This window comes from Bosea sp. 29B (assembly GCF_902506165.1).
In the GTDB taxonomy this organism is placed as follows: Bacteria; Pseudomonadota; Alphaproteobacteria; order Rhizobiales; family Beijerinckiaceae; genus Allobosea.
Map to the genome: position 1 here is coordinate 1,803,195 of NZ_LR733817.1, position 17,351 is coordinate 1,820,545.

The following is a 17,351-nucleotide window of genomic DNA, read 5'->3' on the forward strand; positions in this document are numbered from 1 at the left end:
GCAGCGACAAGACCGGAGGATGCAGGGATGACGGAGCGAAGAGCATGAGCGTCAAGGCCGATATCGTGCTGCGCGGCGGGCCGATCTGGTGCGGCCGCGAGGAAGGCGTGGTCGAGGCGCTGGCGCTCTGGGGCGACAAGGTGCTCGCCGCCGGCAAGGAAGCCGAGCTTGCCGATCTAATCGGACCCTCGACCAAGGTCATCGATCTCGCCGGCCGGCTGGCGACGCCGGGGCTGAACGATTCCCATCTCCATTTGATCTCGGTCGGCCTGACCATGGACTGGGTCGATGCTCGCCCCGCCGCAGCGCCGACGCTGGAGGCTTTGCTCGGCCAGATCGCCGAGCGCGCCGCCAAGTCGAAGCCCGGCGAGTGGGTGCTGGCACGCGGCTATGACCAGACCAAGCTCGATACCGGCCGCCACCCATTCCGCGAGGAGCTCGACCGCGCCTCCCCGAACAACCCGGTGATGCTGGTCCGGACCTGCGGCCACATCTCGATCGTCAATTCGCTGGCGCTCAAGCTCGGCGGCATCGACGAGACCTCGCTGACACCGCCGGGCGGGCTGATCGAGCAGCAGAATGGCCGCCTCACCGGCCTGCTGGCGGAAAATGCTCGCGCCCCGGTCAAGGCCGCGATCCCCGCGCCGAGCGAGGAGCAGCTCCTGGCTGCGATCGAGCGCGGCGGGCAGTACCTGCTCTCGCTCGGGATCACCAGCTGCATGGATGCGGCGGTCGGGATGGTCACCGGCTTCAACGAGATCGCCGCCTATCACAAGGCCAAGCGCGACGGCCGCCTGCCGGTGCGCACCTGGCTCGCCCTGCTCGGCGACGAAGGTCGCTCGATCGTGCCGCAATGCCACGAGGCCGGGTTGATCTCTGGCACCGGCGACGAGATGCTGATGATCGGCGCGGTCAAGATCTTCCTCGATGGTTCGGCCGGCGGACGCACCGCCTGGATGAACGAGCCCTATCTCGGCGACGACAAGACCACCGGCGTCCAGATGCTCTCGGACGAGGATCTGGAGCGGCAGGTGCTCGACGCCCACGCCAAGGGCTACCAGCTCGCCTGCCACGCGATCGGCGATGCGGCGATCGAGCAGTTGATCACCGCTTATGAGAAGGCCCTGGCTGCTTATCCCGATCCCGACCGGCGCCACCGCATCGAGCATTGCGGCTTCTCGACACCGCAGCAGCACGAGCGCATGGTCAAGGCCGGCATCTACCCCTGCCCGCAGCAGGTCTTCATCCATGATTTCGGCGACGCCTACGTCAAGGTGCTCGGCGAGGAGCGGGCGCTGCCGAGCTATCCGTTCCGGACCTGGTTCGATCTCGGCCTGAAGCCGGCGACCGGCAGCGACGCGCCGGTCTGCGATCCCGACCCGTTCCCGAACTTCCACACCATGCTGACGCGCCAGACCTGGCGCGGCACGGTGATGGATGAGCGCCAACGCGTCTCGATCGAGGAAGCACTGCAGGCCTACACCGAATACGGCGCCTTCTCGCAGAAGCAGGAAGCGGTGAAGGGCAAGCTCGCGCCAGGCTTCCTCGCCGACGTCGCCGTGTTCTCGCGCGATCTGCTCTCGGCTTCGCCGGAAGCGATCCTGAAAGACACGCGCTGCGACCTCACCATTCGCGGCGGCAAGGTGGTTTACGAGCGTTCAGGGACCGCCTGAACGCGCTGCACAATGGAAACAAGAAGACAGGGCGGAAAACCCCGCTAAGGTCTCAGATGGAACAAATACCGGCGCCGATCAACGGCGCCGACCTCAAAAGAGTTCACCGACAAATTGGGAGGTTTCGACGTGTTGAAAAAGCTTGCCTTCACGACCGCGCTGACATTCGCGGCCTTCACCCTGCAGGCGCAGGCCCAGGAGCCGCGCCGCGGCGGCACGATCCGCTTCACCGCGCCCTATGGCGCCTCCTTCGTCAGCAATGACAGCCATGTCTCGAACCAGATCCAGGACGAGATCTACGGCTATGCGCTGCACGGCATGCTCTACAAATGGGATGCCAAGAACGGCAAGCCGGTGCTCGACATCGCCGAGAGCGTCCAGGTCTCGGCCGACGGCAAGACCTACACCTACAAGCTGCGCGACAACGCGCTCTTCCACAACGGCCGCAAGCTGACCTCCGACGACGTCATCTGGTCCTATACCCGCATCATGGACGGGGCGAAGAACTATCCGGGCGCGCGCTATGTCGCCCGCATCGTCGGCGCGACCGAGGTCCAGAAGGGCCAGGCCAAGGAGATCTCCGGCCTGAAGAAGATCGACGATTCCAGCTTCTCGATGACGCTGACCGACAAGGCCGATCCCGGCTACTTCCTGTTCCAGGCGCAGACCGCGATCCTGCCGGCCAAGGAAGCGCAAGCCGCCGGCTTCTTCGACAAGCCCATCGGCCTCGGCCCCTTCAAGTTCGTCGAGCACGTGCCGGGCTCGCGCATGGCCTTCGAGCGCTGGGATAAATACTACCTGACCGGCAAGCCCTACGCCGACAAGCTCGTCATTTCGCCGATGGGCGAGGCCGCGGCGCGCGACGTCGCCTTCCGCAACAAGGAAGTCGACGTCTCGATCCTGGGCTCGACCCAGTATGTCGCCTATAAGGCCGACCCGAACCTGTCGAAGGGCATCCTGGAGGTCGCCGAGGTCTTCACCCGCAATATGGGCATGAACCCGACCTTCAAGCCCTTCTCCGACAAGCGGGTGCGCCAGGCGGTCAACTACGCCATCGACAGCGAGCTGATCATCAAGCGCCTCGTCCGCGACAAGGCCTACCGCGCCGCGAGCTGGCTGCCGCTGTCCTCGCCGGCCTTCGACAAGGACGCCAAGCCCTACGCCTTCGATCCGGACAAGGCCAAGAAGCTGCTGGTCGAAGCCGGCTATCCCGATGGCTTCGAGTTCGAATGGACCGCGACGCCGAACGAGAGCTGGGGCGTTCCGATCGTCGAAGCCACGATCCCGATGCTCGCCAAGGTCGGCATCAAGGTGAAGGTCAAGCCGGTCGAGACCTCGGCGCTCGGTGGCGTCGTCGTGGGCGGCGACTTCCAGGCCTATATCTGGTCGAACACCTCGGGCCCGGACTCGCTGACGGCGCTGAAGTGCTTCCACTCCTCGACGCCGCGCTCGTCCTGCAACTACACCACCTTCAAGAATCCGGCCTACGACAAGCTGATCGACGACGCCTCGAACGAGGCCGATCCGGCCAAGCAGCTCGACCTCCTGAAGAAGGCCAACGCCTTCTTGCAGGAAGAAGCGCCGGTCTGGTTCTTCAACTACAACAAGGCAGTGCTGGCCTATCAACCCTGGCTGCACGGCCTCCAGCCAAATTCGACCGAGCTTGCGCTGCAGCGCTATGAGGAGCTCTGGGTCGACACCACTTCGCCCGCAGCGAAGTAAACCCCTCCCGAGCCCCCGCCGTCACAGGCGGCGGGGGCTTGCCCGCCTCCGCCCGTCGGCAATGCCCCGGCGCTCAGGAGCCTATCGTCATGTTGCCTTACGTCTTCCGCCGACTGCTGCAGGCCATCCCGATCCTGCTCGCGGTCGCTGCGCTGATCTTCGTGCTGTTCAGCGTCATCCCCGGCAATTTCGCCACCAGCCAGATGGCTGACGGCCGCAGCAATATCGACGCTGCGACGATCGAGCGGATGAACCAGCAGTTCGGCCTCAACGATCCGCTGCCGCTGCGCTTCGCCAAATATGTCGGCGGGCTCGCGACCTTCGATCTTGGCGACTCCTTTCGCACCCGCCAGCCTGTCACCGCGCTGATCGGCGAGCGGCTCTGGCCGAGCCTGCAGCTCGCGCTCGCAGCGATGCTCTTCGCCATCGTCATCGGCGTGCCGCTCGGCTTCGTGGCCGCGCTGAAGCCGGGAGGCTGGGTCGACATGCTCTCGATGGTCTTCGCCGTCTCCGGCCTGTCCCTGCCGATGTTCTGGCTCGGCCTGCTCCTGATGTATGGCTTTGCGCTGACGCTGAACTGGTTCCCGAGCTTCGGCTATGGCGATGGCGATCCCCGCTACATCGTGCTGCCGGCGATCGCTCTCGGCGTCTCGCCCTTGGCCCTCCTCGCCCGCACCTCCCGGGCTGCCGTGCTCGAGATCCTGCATGCCGACTTCGTCCGCACCGCCCGGGCCAAGGGCGCGAGCGCCTATCGCGTCATGCGCTGGCATGTCGCCCGCAACGCGCTGGTCATCGTCCTGACCACGCTCGGCCTGCAGTTCGGCTCGGTGCTCGGCCAGGCCGTCGTCGTCGAGAAGCTCTTCGCCTGGCCGGGCCTCGGCTCGCTCCTGGTCGACAGCGTCACCTGGCGCGACATCCCGGCCGTGCAGGGCTGCATCCTGACGATCGTGCTCTTCTTCCTCGTCGTGAACATCGCCGTCGACGTGCTCTGCGCCGTCGTCGATCCGCGTATCAAGTACAGCTAGGCTCACCGATGAAGTTCCGTGCCAACCTCTGGATCGGCGCCACCTGCTTTGCGCTCGTCGTCGCGGGCGGCGTCTTCGCGCCCTGGCTCGCCCATACCGACCCGGTGATGGACGCCAATCTGATGAACGCGGAAGTCCCGCCCGGCTCCGAATTCTGGTTCGGCACCGACGCGCAGGGCCGCGACATCTACAGCCGCGTGCTGCATGGCGCCCGCATCTCGCTGACGGTCGGCATCGTCTCGCAATTGATCAACACCTGCATCGGCGTCGCGCTCGGCCTCTCCGCCGCCTATTGGGGCGGCTGGTGGGACGATTTCGTCAACGGTCTCACCAACATGATGCTCGCCATCCCCTCGCTGATCTTCGCGCTGGCGATCATGGCGATCCTGCAGCCCGGCCTGACCAGCCTGCTGATCGCGCTCGGCCTGACCAACTGGTCCTTCACCTGCCGGCTGACGCGGGCCGCGACGCTCTCGGTCAAGCAGCTCGGCTATGTCGAGGCGGCAAGGTCGCTCGGCTACGGCACCTTCCGGATCATGTTCACCCAGATCCTGCCGAACATCGCCGGCCCGATCATCGTGATCGGCACGCTCGGCATGGGCGGCGCCGTTCTGGCGGAGGCCTCGCTTTCCTTCCTCGGTCTCGGCATCCGCCCGCCCTTCCCGAGCTGGGGCTCGATGCTCTCCGACGCGCGTGACCAGATTTCGACCGCGCCCTGGATCTCGATCTTCCCGGGCCTCGCCATCTTCCTGACCGTGCTCGGCCTCAACCTGCTCGGCGACGGGTTGCGCGACATCCTCGATCCGCACTCGCAGACCCGCAAGGCCTGAGCCTTCCTTCCGACGAAAGACCCTGCCCGTGACTGCCACCGACCTCGACGACGGCCCGCTCGAAACCGTCAGCTTCATCGGCTTGAAGCCTGGCCCGAAGCTGATCGTGACCGGTGCCGTCCACGGCAACGAGCCCTGCGGGCCGACCGCGATCCGCCGTGTCATCGAGGAGTGCCGGGCAGGCAAGATCAAGATCCTGCGCGGCGAGGTCACCTTCCTGCCCGTCACCAATCCAAAAGCCTTCCGCCTGAAGACGCGCGAGGGCGACCGCAACTTCAACCGCGACCTGCGCGAGCGGCCGTTGGCCGGCGATTACGAGGACCGGATCGGCAATCCGGTCTGCGCCCTGCTGCGCCGGCACGATGCGCTGCTCGACATCCACTCCTTCCGGCAGGAGGGCGAGCCCTTCGTCTTCTTCGGCCCCTCGAACAATCGCGGCGCGCTCGAACCCTTCGCCCGGGCGGAGGAGGAGCTGGCGCTCGCCTCTTGCCTCGGCGTCTCGACCGCCATCCACGGCTGGCTCGACAACTACGCCCGCCTTCTGGATATCCGCGCCCGCCTGCCGGTGCCCAGGCTCAACGTCACCGAGGGCTATGGCACGACCGAGTTCATGCGCTTCAGTGGCGGCTACGCGGTGACGCTGGAATGCGGCACGCATGACGACCCCAAGGCCGCCGATATCGGCTATGCCGCGATCCGCAACACGCTGGCGCAGTTGCAGCTGGTCGATGCGCCACTGCCGAAGCCCGCACTCCGCGACGTGATCGAGATGGTCGAGGTCCTGCTCTGCGAATACGAGGGCGACCGCGCCGAGACCGGCTGGCGCACCGGCGATGCGGTCAAGGCCGGGGCCACGCTCGCTCATCGCGCCGACGGCTCCAAGGTGACGGCGCCTGGAGACGGCTACATCATCTTCCCGAACACCGCGCCCAAGCTCGGCGAGGCGATCTGCCATTTCGGCGTCGCCAGCGAGCGGCAAACCGGCGGCTAACCTTCGCTGTCGATACCCGATCTTGCTTCATGCGCTGATCGCGGCAACATGCAGCCGCGACCTCAGGAGTTTCCATGTCCCGTCTCGTCTATGTTCTCAACGGCCCCAACCTGAACCTGCTCGGCAAACGCCAGCCGCACATCTACGGCTCGGAGACCCTGGCCGATGTCGAGAATGCCTGCCGGGCGCTGGGCAAGGAGCTCGATCTCGAGATCCGCTTCCACCAATCGAACCGCGAATACGAGATCATCGACTGGATCCATGAGGCGCGCGAGCAGGCCGTCGGCATCGTCATCAACCCCGGCGCCTTCACCCACACCTCGGTCGCGATCCTCGATGCGCTCAACGCCTTCGATGGCACCGTGATCGAGTGCCATATCTCGAACGTGCACAAGCGCGAGAGCTTCCGGCACCATTCCTACATGTCGCTGCGCGCCGACGGCGTCATCGCCGGCTTCGGCACGCAGGGCTATCTGCTCTCGCTGCGCCGGGTGGCGAAGCTCGCCGACGAGACGAAGGGCTGAGCCGACTGCGGCTCTCACTATCGCGATATGGCGCCGGCCTGGTCGGCCGGCGCGGGGCCGAGATCGGCGACCACCAGCGAGCCGTGACGCAAGGCTGGCTCGAACCGTGTCCGACGCGGTTAAGACAATTGTCCAGGCAACAAGAATTCTCCTTAAAATAACTAAAAACAAGATCAGAGCGTTCAATCAAGAGCAACAAGGCTCATCTTCTGTCACGACAACTTGCGCATATCGGGCGAATGCCCTAACCGCATCTCGGCCGCGCCAATCGGCTACTGCAACGAGAACCTTGACGTGACCAAAGCAAATCTTCTTCTCGGTACCGCCTTGCTTGCTGGCTGGATCAGCCTGCCGGCTGTCTCCGCCCTCGCCCAGGCCGAACCGCCGGCGACCGAGCAAGCCGAGGACGCCGAGCCGGTGCCGCGCTCACCAGCCGCCCGCCCGGCCCCTGCCCGGCCCGCCCCACGCCAGGCTGCCCCTGCTGCGCGCCCGACCAATCCTCCCGCCCGTCCCGCGACCGCGCAGGCTCCGGCCACGCCGAGCGTGAGCCAGTCTGCCACCGCGACGGCGCGGCTGCCGAACGGCGCCTCTGCAGTCAACGAGGTCTATGGCGACTGGACCGTGGATTGCCGCATCAATGATGGCCAGAAGCTCTGCCTGCTGACCCAGTCACAGGGCGACAGCCGCACCAACCAGCGTGTCTTCGCGATCGAATTGCGCGCACCCAAGGATGGCCGCGCCGAAGGCACGATCCTCATGCCTTTCGGGGTCAAGCTCGAAAACGGCGCCGTGCTCAAGCTCGACGAGAAGGATCTCGGCCAGGGCCTGCGTTTCTCGACCTGCGTCCCGGCCGGCTGCCTGCTGCCGATTTCCTTCCCGACCGTGGCGACCGACGCGATAAAGGGCGGCAAGACGCTGACCGCGGCGGCCCTCAACCTGTCCAGCAACGACGTGGTCTCGTTCAACATCGCGCTGAACGGCTTCGGCCCGGCGCTCGACCGGCTGGTGCAGCTGGCGAATTGAAGCGCCATCGGCGCGATTTTCGAATGTCCCGAGCATCTCCATCGAGACGCTCGGGACCAGGTGTTGTCGATCGGGATCGGCGCGGCCGTCGTGAGGCCGTTCAGATCTTGGCGCGCGGATCGTGCTTGGCGAGGCGGCCGAGCAGGTAGTCGACCTCGGCCTTGGCGGCAGCGGTCAGGCCGGGGCCCGGCTTGCGTTGGGCGTCGCTCGCCAGGATGCCGCGCTTCATCATCACATATTTGCGCACGGCAAGGCCGACGCCCTGCTGCTGCTCATAGCGCAGCAGCGGCAGATGCGCGTCGAAGATGTCGTGGGCATCGTCGCGGCGGCCGGCCTTACCGGCCTTGACCACGTCGATCAGCAGCTCCGGGAAGGCGTAGCCGGTATTGGCGCCGTCGGCGCCGCGCTCCATCTCGAAATCGAGGAAGAGCCCGCCATTGCCGGTCAGGATCGCGACGCGACGCAGCGAGCCTTCGACCTCGAACTTGCGCAGCGCCGAGATCTTCTCGAGGCCCGGCCAGTCCTCATGCTTCAGCATCACGCAGGAGGGGTTGTCCTGGATGATCTTGCGGATCACGGCCGGCGTCATCACCACCGAAAGCGTCAGTGGGTAATCCTGGATGACGAAGGGAATATCCGTGCCGATCGCTTCGACCGCCTGCGCGTAATAGCCGGTGATCTGGTCGTCGGTGCGCAGGTTCGTCGGCGGGGCGATCATCACGCCGCCGGCGCCCAATTCCATCACCTGCCGCGCCAGCGAGCGCATCGCCGCAAAGCCGGGGGCGGACACACCGACAATGATCGGCTTGCCGCCCATCTTCGCGACCGCACGCTTGACCAGGCCGATCGATTCCTCCGGCTCGAGCTTGGGCGCCTCGCCCATGATACCGAGTACGGTGACACCGTCCGAGCCGATGCCATGGTAGAACTCGAAGAGCCGGTCGGCCGAGGTCCAGTCGACGCTGCCATCCGGGTTGAACGGGGTCGGCGCGATCGGGAAGACGCCGGAGGCTTCGGTGGTCAAAGGCATGGTGTTTCTCCTGGAGCCGGCAGCTCAGACGATCCTGGTGCGGACGGTGCCGACGCCGGCGATGACGCCTTCGAGCAGATCGCCCTTGACGACGGCGGCGACGCCCTCCGGCGTGCCGGTCATGATCAGGTCGCCGGGCGCCAGCGTGACGAAATTGGAGAGATAGGCGATCGTCTCAGGCACGTTCCAGATCATCTTGGCGAGGTCCGAGCTCTGGCGGACCGTGCCGTTGACCTTGAGCTCGATCAGGCCCTTATCGGGATGGCTGACCTTGGCGGCAGGGACGATCTCGCCGATCGGCGCGGAAGAGTCGAAGCCCTTACCCATGTCCCAGGGCTTGCCGGCCTTCTTGGCAGCGCCTTGCAGGTCGCGGCGGGTCATGTCGAAGCCGGCGGCATAACCGAAAACATGGGAGAGAGCGTCGGCTTCAGTAATGTCCTTGCCGCCCTTACCGATCGCGACGACCAGCTCCATCTCGTGATGGAGATCGGCGGTCTTGGGCGGATAAGGCATGTCAGCACCGCCGGTCAGCACGGCGTCTGACGGCTTGGTGAAGAAGAACGGCTCCTCGCGATCGGGATCGCCGCCCATTTCGCGTGTGTGCTCGGCGTAATTGCGGCCAACGCAGAAGATGCGGCGCACCGGGAAGAGCCCGCCACCGGCCACCGGGATGGCGGCGACCTTCGGCTGGTCGATGACATAGCTGGACATGGGTGCGCCCCGTTCGAGAAATCCGGGATCGTTCATGCGGGAGCACGCCCGCCGGGGCAAGTGGCGGGCATGCGATGGCGGGCCTGCGCTCCTCGCAATGAAGCCTACGACGCCTTCGGCAGATCCGGCACCTTGTAGGCGGTCGTCGCCTTGATCCGCTCCATGGCGAAGCGCGAGGTGACGTTCTTGAGCGGGATCGTCTCGATCAGCTTCTTGTAGAAGGTGTCGTAGGCGGCCATGTCGGCGACGACGACGCGCAGCATGTAATCGACATCGCCGGCCATCCGGTAGAACTCGATCACCTCCGGCATGGCCGCGACGCTCTGCGCGAACTTCTCCAGCCAGGGCCCGGAATGATCGGCCGTCTCGATCTGGACGAAGACGGTGAGCCCCAATCCGATCTTCTCGGGCGCGACGAGGGCGACGCGCTTGATGATCACCCCGGTCTGCTCGAGGCGCTGGATGCGCTTCCAGCATGGAGTCTGCGACAGCCCGACCCGATCGGCGAGCTCCGCAATCGAGATATTGGAGTCTGCCTGCAGCACGGTCAGAATCTTGCGATCAATGGCGTCCATCTCTCGATCCATAGCGATAGAGAAAAAACTCTTTGCCACACCGAGGCAATGGAGAATTTTCTTCTTTTTGAAGGGCGATGCTTGTCTTTAGATAGAAAATCCTTTTATCAGACGTCAATAGGTTAGATATCACACACCATCTGGGGAATTAGATCATGGACCGCCGCCAGTTCCTGCTTGCCGGCTCGTCGCTCGCCGCCACGCTGCCGTTTGGCGCTCGCGCCCAGGAGGCGGTCGCGGCTCGGATCGGCTACATCCCGGTCATCGGCACCGCCCCGATCTTCGTCGCCAGTGGCGAGGGTTGGCTGAAGCAGGCCGGCATCACCCCGACATTCACGGTGTTCGAATCCGGCCCGAACATGATCCAGGCGCTCGCCTCGGGCACGATCGACCTTTATGTCGCCGGCGTCGCCCCGCTCGCCGTCGCCCGCTCGCGCGGCGTCGACATCCGCGTCGTCGCCTCGACCGCGACCGGCGAGAACGTCTTCGTCGCCGCGCCTGCTCTGGCGAAGTTCTTCACCACCGGTACCAGCGCGGCCGCCGCCTTCAAGGCGCACAAGGCCGCGACCGGCAAGCCGGCGCGCCTCGCCACCCAGCCGGCCGGCTCGGTGCCCAACACAGTGCTGCAATACTGGCTCTGGGAGGTCGCCAAGGCTGACAAAAGCGATGTCGAGATCGTGCCGATGGGCATCGACGCGACCCAGCAGGCGGTGCTCGCCGGCGCCGTCGAAGGCGCGATCGTACGCGAGCCGGCTCTCACCATCATCCAGACCCGCAACCCCGGCATCAAGCTGATCGCCGGCGGCGAGGACGTCTTCCCCGGCCAGCCCGGCACGGTCGTCGCCGTCTCCGGCGCCTTCGCCACCAAGAATGCCGCCGCCGTGCAAGGACTGGTCTCCGGCCTGGTCAAGGCCGCCGATGTCCTGATCAAGGCGCCGGCGAAGGCTGCCCCCCATGTCGGGGCTGCGCTCGGGAAGGGCATCGTCGACCCTGCTCTGATCGAGAAGGCGTTGACCTCGCCGGCGACCCGCTTCGAGATCGATCCGCGCAAGATCATCGAGCCGGCCCGCGCCATGCAGGCCTATCAGGTCAAGCTTGGCTCGCTCGAGAAGGAACTTCCGTTCGACGGCCTGTTCGAGACGCAGTATTACGAGCGCGCGATCAAGGGCTGACGGGGCTTAAGGACTTGCGTTCACTTCGGGCTCCGGCCCTTGCCCTGACGGGCCTCGTCGCCTTCCTCCTGCTGTGGGAGGCGATTCCCTATTTCGGCCTGGTCAACCCGGCCTTCCTGCCGGGGCCGAGCGCCTTGCCCAGCGCCTTCCTGCGCGAGGTCAAGTCCGGCGCCTGGCTCTCGGCGATCATGGGCTCGCTGGGCCATTACTTCATCGGCCTCTTCACCGGCGCCGGCCTCGGCATCGCGCTCGGTGTCTTCACCGGCATGTCCCGGATCGCCGAGGAGACGACCGCCTGGGTGGTCCGTTTGCTGCGGCCGATCCCCGGCCTTGCCTGGGTGCCGTTCGCGATCATCTGGTTCGGCGTCAACCCGCAGGCTGCGGTGTTCATCATTGCAATCGGCGTGTTCTGGATCGTCTTCTTCGCCGCCCAGGGCGCGATCCGCGGCGTCGACCGCGACCTGATCGAAGTCGCCGACGCCTTCGGCTTCCGCTCGCCGCTGCAGCGCCTCAGCAAGATCCTGCTGCCGGCGGCGCTGCCCGGCATCCTGATCGGCGTGCGCACCGCGCTCGGCCAGGCCTGGATGGCGGTGGTCGCAGCCGAGATTTTTGGCGTCGCCGGCGTCGGCCAGCGCATGATGCAGGCCTCCAGCCTGCTCGCGACCGATCTCGTCGTGATCTACATGCTGACCATGGCGGCACTCTACGGCCTGCTCGACACGCTGTTCGTCGCCTTCCAGGGATGGGTGCTGCGTTGGAAAGCGTGATCGACATCAAGGAGCTGTCGCTCACCTTCACCCGCGACGGCGAAGCGACCGAGGTCCTGCGCAAGCTCAACCTCTCGGTGGCACCGGGCGAATTCCTCGCCATCGTCGGCCCCTCCGGCGTCGGCAAGTCGACGCTGCTGCGCGTCATCGCCGGCCTTGCCCGTCCGAGCGGCGGCGAGGTCGTGGTCAACGCCAGGGACAATACGAGGCGCCCGGTCGCGCTGGTCTTCCAGGATTCGCGATTGCTGCCCTGGCGCAGCGTGATCGCCAATGTCGGCCTCGGCCTCGAAGGTCAGAAGCCGCGGGCCGAGCGCCTCGCCAAGGCGCAGCAGATGCTCGATCTCGTCGGCCTCGGCCATCTCGCCCAGCGCTGGCCGCACCAGCTCTCCGGCGGCCAGCGCCAGCGCGTCTCGCTGGCGCGCGCGCTCGCGGTCGAGCCCGAGATCCTGCTGATGGACGAGCCTTTCTCGGCGCTCGACGCGCTGACGCGCGAGACCTTGCAGGACGAACTGATCGAGGTTCGCCGGCGCACCGGCAAAACCGTGCTGTTCGTCACCCACGACATCGACGAAGCCGCCTATCTCGCCGACCGGGTCGTGGTGCTCTCGGGTGCTCCCGGCCAGATCATCGCCGAGCACAGGATCACGGCAGCTCATCCACGCCGGCGCGGTGCGGAAGCCGAGGCGCAGATCGTGCGGGCCGTGCGCGTCGATCTCGGCGCCGACATCGTCAGCGACGGCGCCGCGATCTGAGCGGCGCGCCTCGGCGCTTACGCGAATTCGCGCCCGACTTGTTACTCTCAGCCGGCTGAAGCATCCGGCTACGGTTCTCCCCATCGCACCACACGAGAGGAGAACGCCATGACCGACAGCAACTACACCCTCAGCTTCACCGTCCCGCAGTCGCCGGACACCGTCTTCGCCGCCATCGCCAATGTGCGCGGCTGGTGGTCGCAGGAGATCAGCGGCAGCACCGAGCATGTCGGCGACGTCTTCGCCTACCGCTACCAGGACCTGCATCGCTGCAGGATCGCAGTCATCGAGGCGACCCCGAACCGGAAGATCGTCTGGCACGTGCTCGACAACTATTTCAGCTTCACGCAGGACGAGACCGAGTGGAAGGGCACGGACATCGTCTTCGACATCGCCGGCAAGGGCGATCTCACCGAGATCACCTTCACGCATCGCGGCCTGGTGCCGACCTATGAATGCTTCGAGGCCTGCTCGCAGGGCTGGCGCATGTATGTCGAAGGCAGCCTTCGCGACCTGATCATGACCGGCAAGGGCCGCCCGAACATCGGCGAGGCGATGACCGAGAGCGAGCGCACCCTCGCCGCCTGAGCGCATCGGCCATGGAATGGAGGGACGCCGAACGCGCGCTTCGGCGTTCCCCATGCAGAAAATTCGTTCGCCTTTACGAACGCAAGCGGCAGTGATATTCCCTTCGTCCGTTATACCGAACGAACCGGACGAGATATCATGGCGAACGACGCGACCGGCGCGGCAGCGCTGCACCCTGAAACCCAGCTCGTCCACGCCGGCACGCTGCGCTCGCAGTTCGGCGAGACCTCGGAAGCTCTCTTCCTGACCCAAGGCCATGTCTATGACAGCGCCGAGCAGGCCGAGGGCCGCTTCCTCAACACCGATCCGGGCTTCCAGTACGGGCGCCTCTCCAACCCGACCGTCGCCATGCTGGAGCAGCGCATGGCGACCTTCGAGGGCGCCGAGGCCTGCCGCGCCACCGCGACCGGCATGGCTGCCGTCACTGCCGCCGTGATGGCCCCGGTCCGGGCCGGCGACCATGTCGTCGCGGCGCGCGCCTTGTTCGGCTCTTGTCGCTACGTCATCGAGGACCATCTGCCGCGCTATGGCGTCGAGTCGACGCTGGTCGACGGCACCGACCCTGCCGCCTGGCGCGCCGCGATCAGGCCGAACACCAAGCTCTTCTTCCTGGAAAGCCCGGCCAATCCGACGCTGGAGGTGATCGACATCGCCGCCGTCGCCGCAATCGCCAAGGAGGCCGGCGTCATCCTCGTGGTCGACAATGTCTTCGCGACGCCGCTGTTCCAGCGCCCGCTCGAACTCGGTGCCGATCTTGTCGTCTATTCCGCCACCAAGCACATCGACGGCCAGGGCCGCTGCCTCGGCGGCCTCATCCTCGGCTCGAAGGCGCTGATCGAGGCCGATATCCAGACCTATCTGCGCCAGACCGGGCCGGCCCTGTCGCCGTTCAACGCCTGGGTGATGCTGAAGGCGCTGGAGACGCTGCCCCTGCGCATCCGCCAGCAGGCGCAGAACGCGACAGCGGTCGCGACCTGGCTCAAGGGCCGCAAGGACCTGCCGCATGTCGCCTTCATCGGCGATCCCGACCATCCCCAGGCCGACATCATCGCCAGGCAGATGACCGGACCCTCGACGCTGATCGCCTTCGACGTCGCGGGCGGCAAGGACGCGGCCTACCGCTTCCTCAACCGGCTCAGGCTGATCCGCATCTCCAACAATCTCGGCGACGCCAAGAGCCTGATCGTCCATCCGGCGACGACGACGCATCAGCGCTTCACCCCGGAGGTACGCGCCAGCATGGGCGTCGGCGACGGGCTGGTCCGCCTCTCGATCGGACTGGAGCATGCCGACGACCTGATCGCCGATCTCCGGCAGGCCCTCGACGGCTGATTCGAACCAGTTTCGCGGCCGTGCGTTTGAACCTCGGCAACAACCGAGGTTCAACGATGATCCGCAAGACCACCTGCAAGACCGCCTGCACCACCGCGCTTCTCGCCCTGCTCGCCACTCCGGTATTCGCTCAGAACGCCGCGCCTGCTTCTCCGGCGCCCGTCGAAAAACCGTCCTCGCCGGAACTGTCCGCCTGCAAGGCGACCGCGATGGCGGCGCTGACGACGCGCGAGCCCGAGATCAAGGACATCTATATCGACGAGGACGGGCTGACGATCGCTGTGGCCGAGACCAAGGTCGAGGATACCCCGGTGACGCGCATCATCATGGGCGAGGCCTATCTGAAGACCGACAAATCCGACAAGCCGCGCCGCTTCCTCTGCCTCATCGGCGAGAAGGGCAAGGTCCTGTTGACCTTCTTCACGCAGAGGTGAGAGGCGCCGGTCAGCCGCCGTCGACGATCCTTGTGTTCGGTCGGTCACGGCCATCGGCCAGCTCTTCGTGCCATTCGCCTTTGGCGTCCTGATAGACGATGCCATCGGTGACACCGGGCCGCTTCTGGCGGGCAGCCGCCTTATTGGCTGCCTTGAGCGCCGCATCGTGCGAGCGAAAGGTTTCGGAGAGAGCTTCGCCGACCTTGTAGGCCCAGCCGCCATCGTGCTGGACGATCTCGTACTTCACCATGACCATGAGCGTCCTCCATGGCTCACTGATCGAACCGACGGCATGCGCCCAAGGTTCCACCGGAGAGGAGGATAGCCCTGCCGCGCGAGCGGCGGAAGGGCCTGGCCGACTCAGTCGCCGTTGCCGGTATCCGCGGCACGCAGTCCGTCCAGCACCGGCATCGAGGTGATGTGGTAGCCGGCATCGATATGATGGATGTCGCCGGTGACGCCGCCGGACAGGTCCGAGAGATAATACAGCGCCGAGCCACCGATCTCGTCCAGCGTCACCGATTTGCGCAGTGGCGAGTTGGCGCGCTGCCAGGAATACATGGCGCGCGCATCCGAAATGCCAGCGCCGGCAAGCGTCCGCACCGGCCCGGGCGAGAGCGCATTCACACGGATGCCCTTCGGCCCGTAATCGGCAGCGAGATAGCGCATGCTGGCTTCGAGCGCCGCCTTGGCGACGCCCATGACATTGTAGTTCGGCATCACGCGGGTCGAGCCGCTATAGGTCAGCGTGATCATGCTGCCGCCCTGCGGCATGCGCTCGGCGGCGCGCTTCGCAGCTTCCGTGAACGAGAAACAGGAGATCACCATGGTGCGCGAGAAATTCTCGCGGGTGGTGTCGGCATAGAGCCCCTTGAGCTCGTTCTTGTCGGAGAAGCCGATGGCGTGGATCAGGAAATCGAGCGTGTTGCGCTCGGGATCGCCACCCCAGGCCTCGTCGATCGCGGCGAAGGCGGCATCGACCGTCGTGACGTCCTCGACATCGCAGGGGATCACCAGCTTCGAGCCGATGCTCTCGGCCAGCGGCTTGACGCGCTTGCCGAGTGCATCGCCCTGATAGGTGAAGGCCATCTCGGCGCCATGCGCATGCAGGGTCCGGGCGATGCCCCAGGCGATCGAATTCTGGTTGGCGACGCCCATGACGAGGCCGCGCTTGTTGTGCATCAGGGGGAGCATGTCTGGACTTTCACGTCATCATTCGGCGAGCGCCGCGCGGAGGTCGGTTCGGCTGAAATCATGGCCGACGAACAGAATTGCTGCATTGCGCAGCGTCGTGGATGCATAAGCGAAGCAGTCGCCCATGTTCAATGCCGCAGGATGCCGGCCTTTGCCGAAGCGGGCGAAAGCTGCCAGCGCCGCATCGGCATGAGCGTCGCCAATGTCCTCGATAGCGATCCGCGCACGTCCGACCAGGTCACGCACCTCGCCCAGAGCCTCGGCGACCGAGTAGTTGGCGATCCGCGCGATGGCGAGCGCCGTCTCGTAGATGGCGACGGGCGACGTGAAGAAGGCCGCGTCGCTTTCCAGGCAATCAAGCACGCGGTCGGCCGAGGGCTCGCCAGCCATCACAGCGGTCAGAGCGGAAGCGTCGACGAAAATCATTCGTCGCCCGACAGCCAATCGAAGAAGGCCTTGTCAGCTTTCAACCCGGTTTTGCCATGGGCCGCGACGCGCTCCTGAATGTCGCGGATGCGTTCACGTAACGGCCGCAGATCGACTGCTTCATCGTTCCGCTCGACGCGCGCCAGCTTTTCTTCCGCCGCCTTGCGGACGGCATCAGTCAACGTCGCGCCAGTTTTTGCCGCCAAAGCGCGCACGATGCGATCTGTCTCGGGATCACGAATATGAAACGCCATCAGATGCTCCGTCTAGACGATGCATATAATCGTCTAGACGACCTCTGTCACGTCAGAGGTGCTTCTTCACCGCCGCCGCGGTGTCCTTCGAGCTCGCCAGCGGCACGATCTCGAAACGGGCGAGATCGCCCCAGGCCAGCACCCATTCCTGCAGCATGGTGACGTCGTCGCACTGCATCACCTGGAAGCAGCGGGCAAAATCCGCCGAGATCCAGCTGTCGATATAGGTCAGGCCCTCCGGCATCATCCGGCCATGCTCATGGTAGCGGGCGTAGATCTCCTTCACCCGCGCCTGGTCGAAATGCTCGATCACCATGAAGAGCATGGC

21 protein-coding genes are annotated in these 17,351 nt (G+C 65.7%); 13 read left to right on the forward strand and 8 right to left on the reverse strand.

Features of this window, described 5'->3' with window-relative positions; translation table 11 throughout:
* The first annotated feature begins 44 nt into the window (after positions 1 to 44).
* The 7 genes from GV161_RS08740 to GV161_RS08770 all read left to right on the forward strand — a co-directional run bounded on the left by GV161_RS08740 (position 45) and on the right by GV161_RS08770 (position 7,788).
* Positions 45 to 1,673, forward strand: a complete 1,629-nt coding sequence (locus GV161_RS08740; RefSeq protein ID WP_152015079.1) for an amidohydrolase — start codon at positions 45 to 47, stop codon at positions 1,671 to 1,673.
* A gap of 132 nt (positions 1,674 to 1,805) precedes the next feature.
* Positions 1,806 to 3,395: an ABC transporter substrate-binding protein gene (locus tag GV161_RS08745; protein ID WP_244624192.1), complete on the forward strand. Its 1,590-nt coding sequence runs from the start codon at positions 1,806 to 1,808 to the stop codon at positions 3,393 to 3,395.
* 89 nt (positions 3,396 to 3,484) lie between these two features.
* A complete protein-coding gene (locus tag GV161_RS08750; RefSeq protein WP_152015077.1) occupies positions 3,485 to 4,420 on the forward strand; it encodes an ABC transporter permease in 936 nt (311 codons plus the stop codon).
* Between the two features lie 8 nt (positions 4,421 to 4,428).
* Positions 4,429 to 5,250, forward strand: coding sequence for an ABC transporter permease (locus GV161_RS08755; protein WP_092155420.1), 822 nt, complete (start codon positions 4,429 to 4,431; stop codon positions 5,248 to 5,250).
* Positions 5,251 to 5,278: 28 nt separating this feature from the next.
* Complete coding sequence (locus tag GV161_RS08760) at positions 5,279 to 6,241, forward strand: succinylglutamate desuccinylase/aspartoacylase family protein (protein WP_159650254.1); 963 nt, start codon at positions 5,279 to 5,281, stop codon at positions 6,239 to 6,241.
* Between the two features lie 74 nt (positions 6,242 to 6,315).
* The gene (gene aroQ / locus GV161_RS08765; protein WP_152015075.1) at positions 6,316 to 6,765 is read left to right on the forward strand and encodes a type II 3-dehydroquinate dehydratase; all 450 of its coding nucleotides are present in this window, start codon (positions 6,316 to 6,318) and stop codon (positions 6,763 to 6,765) included.
* 294 nt (positions 6,766 to 7,059) lie between these two features.
* Positions 7,060 to 7,788, forward strand: coding sequence for an invasion associated locus B family protein (locus GV161_RS08770; protein WP_244624122.1), 729 nt, complete (start codon positions 7,060 to 7,062; stop codon positions 7,786 to 7,788).
* 100 nt (positions 7,789 to 7,888) lie between these two features.
* Here GV161_RS08770 and GV161_RS08775 read toward each other — a convergent pair whose 3' ends face one another.
* From GV161_RS08775 to GV161_RS08785, 3 genes are all read right to left on the reverse strand, one after another.
* Positions 7,889 to 8,818, reverse strand: coding sequence for a dihydrodipicolinate synthase family protein (locus GV161_RS08775; RefSeq protein ID WP_152015074.1), 930 nt, complete (start codon positions 8,816 to 8,818; stop codon positions 7,889 to 7,891).
* Positions 8,819 to 8,842: 24 nt separating this feature from the next.
* Positions 8,843 to 9,529: a fumarylacetoacetate hydrolase family protein gene (locus GV161_RS08780; RefSeq protein WP_152015073.1), complete on the reverse strand. Its 687-nt coding sequence runs from the start codon at positions 9,527 to 9,529 to the stop codon at positions 8,843 to 8,845.
* Between the two features lie 104 nt (positions 9,530 to 9,633).
* Positions 9,634 to 10,104 carry an Lrp/AsnC family transcriptional regulator gene (locus GV161_RS08785; RefSeq protein WP_164547550.1) on the reverse strand — a complete coding sequence of 157 codons (471 nt, stop codon included), beginning with the start codon at positions 10,102 to 10,104 and terminating at the stop codon, positions 9,634 to 9,636.
* 155 nt (positions 10,105 to 10,259) lie between these two features.
* On the opposite strand from GV161_RS08785, the gene GV161_RS08790 reads away from it, so the two are divergent.
* From GV161_RS08790 to GV161_RS08815, 6 genes are all read left to right on the forward strand, one after another.
* Positions 10,260 to 11,276, forward strand: a complete 1,017-nt coding sequence (locus GV161_RS08790) for an ABC transporter substrate-binding protein (RefSeq protein WP_152015072.1) — start codon at positions 10,260 to 10,262, stop codon at positions 11,274 to 11,276.
* 14 nt (positions 11,277 to 11,290) lie between these two features.
* Positions 11,291 to 12,043, forward strand: a complete 753-nt coding sequence (locus tag GV161_RS08795) for an ABC transporter permease (RefSeq protein ID WP_152015071.1) — start codon at positions 11,291 to 11,293, stop codon at positions 12,041 to 12,043.
* Positions 12,019 to 12,795, forward strand: a complete 777-nt coding sequence (locus tag GV161_RS08800) for an ABC transporter ATP-binding protein (RefSeq protein WP_152015070.1) — start codon at positions 12,019 to 12,021, stop codon at positions 12,793 to 12,795. Before GV161_RS08795 ends, GV161_RS08800 begins: the two co-directional genes overlap by 25 nt.
* A 108-nt stretch (positions 12,796 to 12,903) precedes the next feature.
* Positions 12,904 to 13,383 carry an SRPBCC domain-containing protein gene (locus GV161_RS08805; protein WP_152015069.1) on the forward strand — a complete coding sequence of 160 codons (480 nt, stop codon included), beginning with the start codon at positions 12,904 to 12,906 and terminating at the stop codon, positions 13,381 to 13,383.
* A gap of 138 nt (positions 13,384 to 13,521) precedes the next feature.
* Positions 13,522 to 14,715, forward strand: coding sequence for an O-succinylhomoserine sulfhydrylase (gene metZ / locus GV161_RS08810; RefSeq protein ID WP_152015068.1), 1,194 nt, complete (start codon positions 13,522 to 13,524; stop codon positions 14,713 to 14,715).
* 56 nt (positions 14,716 to 14,771) lie between these two features.
* A complete protein-coding gene (locus GV161_RS08815) occupies positions 14,772 to 15,149 on the forward strand; it encodes a hypothetical protein (RefSeq protein WP_152015067.1) in 378 nt (125 codons plus the stop codon).
* A 10-nt stretch (positions 15,150 to 15,159) separates the two neighbouring features.
* Here the strand turns inward: GV161_RS08815 and GV161_RS08820 are convergent, their stop codons facing one another.
* The 5 genes from GV161_RS08820 to GV161_RS08840 form a co-directional block, all read right to left on the reverse strand.
* Entirely contained in the window at positions 15,160 to 15,405 is a 246-nt protein-coding gene (locus tag GV161_RS08820) for a DUF2188 domain-containing protein (protein ID WP_152015066.1), read from the reverse strand.
* A gap of 104 nt (positions 15,406 to 15,509) precedes the next feature.
* On the reverse strand, positions 15,510 to 16,343 hold the full coding sequence (gene fabI / locus GV161_RS08825) for an enoyl-ACP reductase FabI (protein WP_152015065.1): 834 nt from the start codon (positions 16,341 to 16,343) through the stop codon (positions 15,510 to 15,512).
* An 18-nt stretch (positions 16,344 to 16,361) separates the two neighbouring features.
* Positions 16,362 to 16,769: a type II toxin-antitoxin system VapC family toxin gene (locus GV161_RS08830; RefSeq protein WP_244624121.1), complete on the reverse strand. Its 408-nt coding sequence runs from the start codon at positions 16,767 to 16,769 to the stop codon at positions 16,362 to 16,364.
* Positions 16,766 to 17,023: a type II toxin-antitoxin system VapB family antitoxin gene (locus tag GV161_RS08835; protein ID WP_152015064.1), complete on the reverse strand. Its 258-nt coding sequence runs from the start codon at positions 17,021 to 17,023 to the stop codon at positions 16,766 to 16,768. The genes GV161_RS08830 and GV161_RS08835 overlap by 4 nt, the downstream gene beginning before the upstream one ends.
* A gap of 52 nt (positions 17,024 to 17,075) precedes the next feature.
* On the reverse strand, positions 17,076 to 17,348 hold the full coding sequence (locus GV161_RS08840) for a DUF3303 family protein (protein WP_152015063.1): 273 nt from the start codon (positions 17,346 to 17,348) through the stop codon (positions 17,076 to 17,078).
* Positions 17,349 to 17,351: the final 3 nt, after the last annotated feature.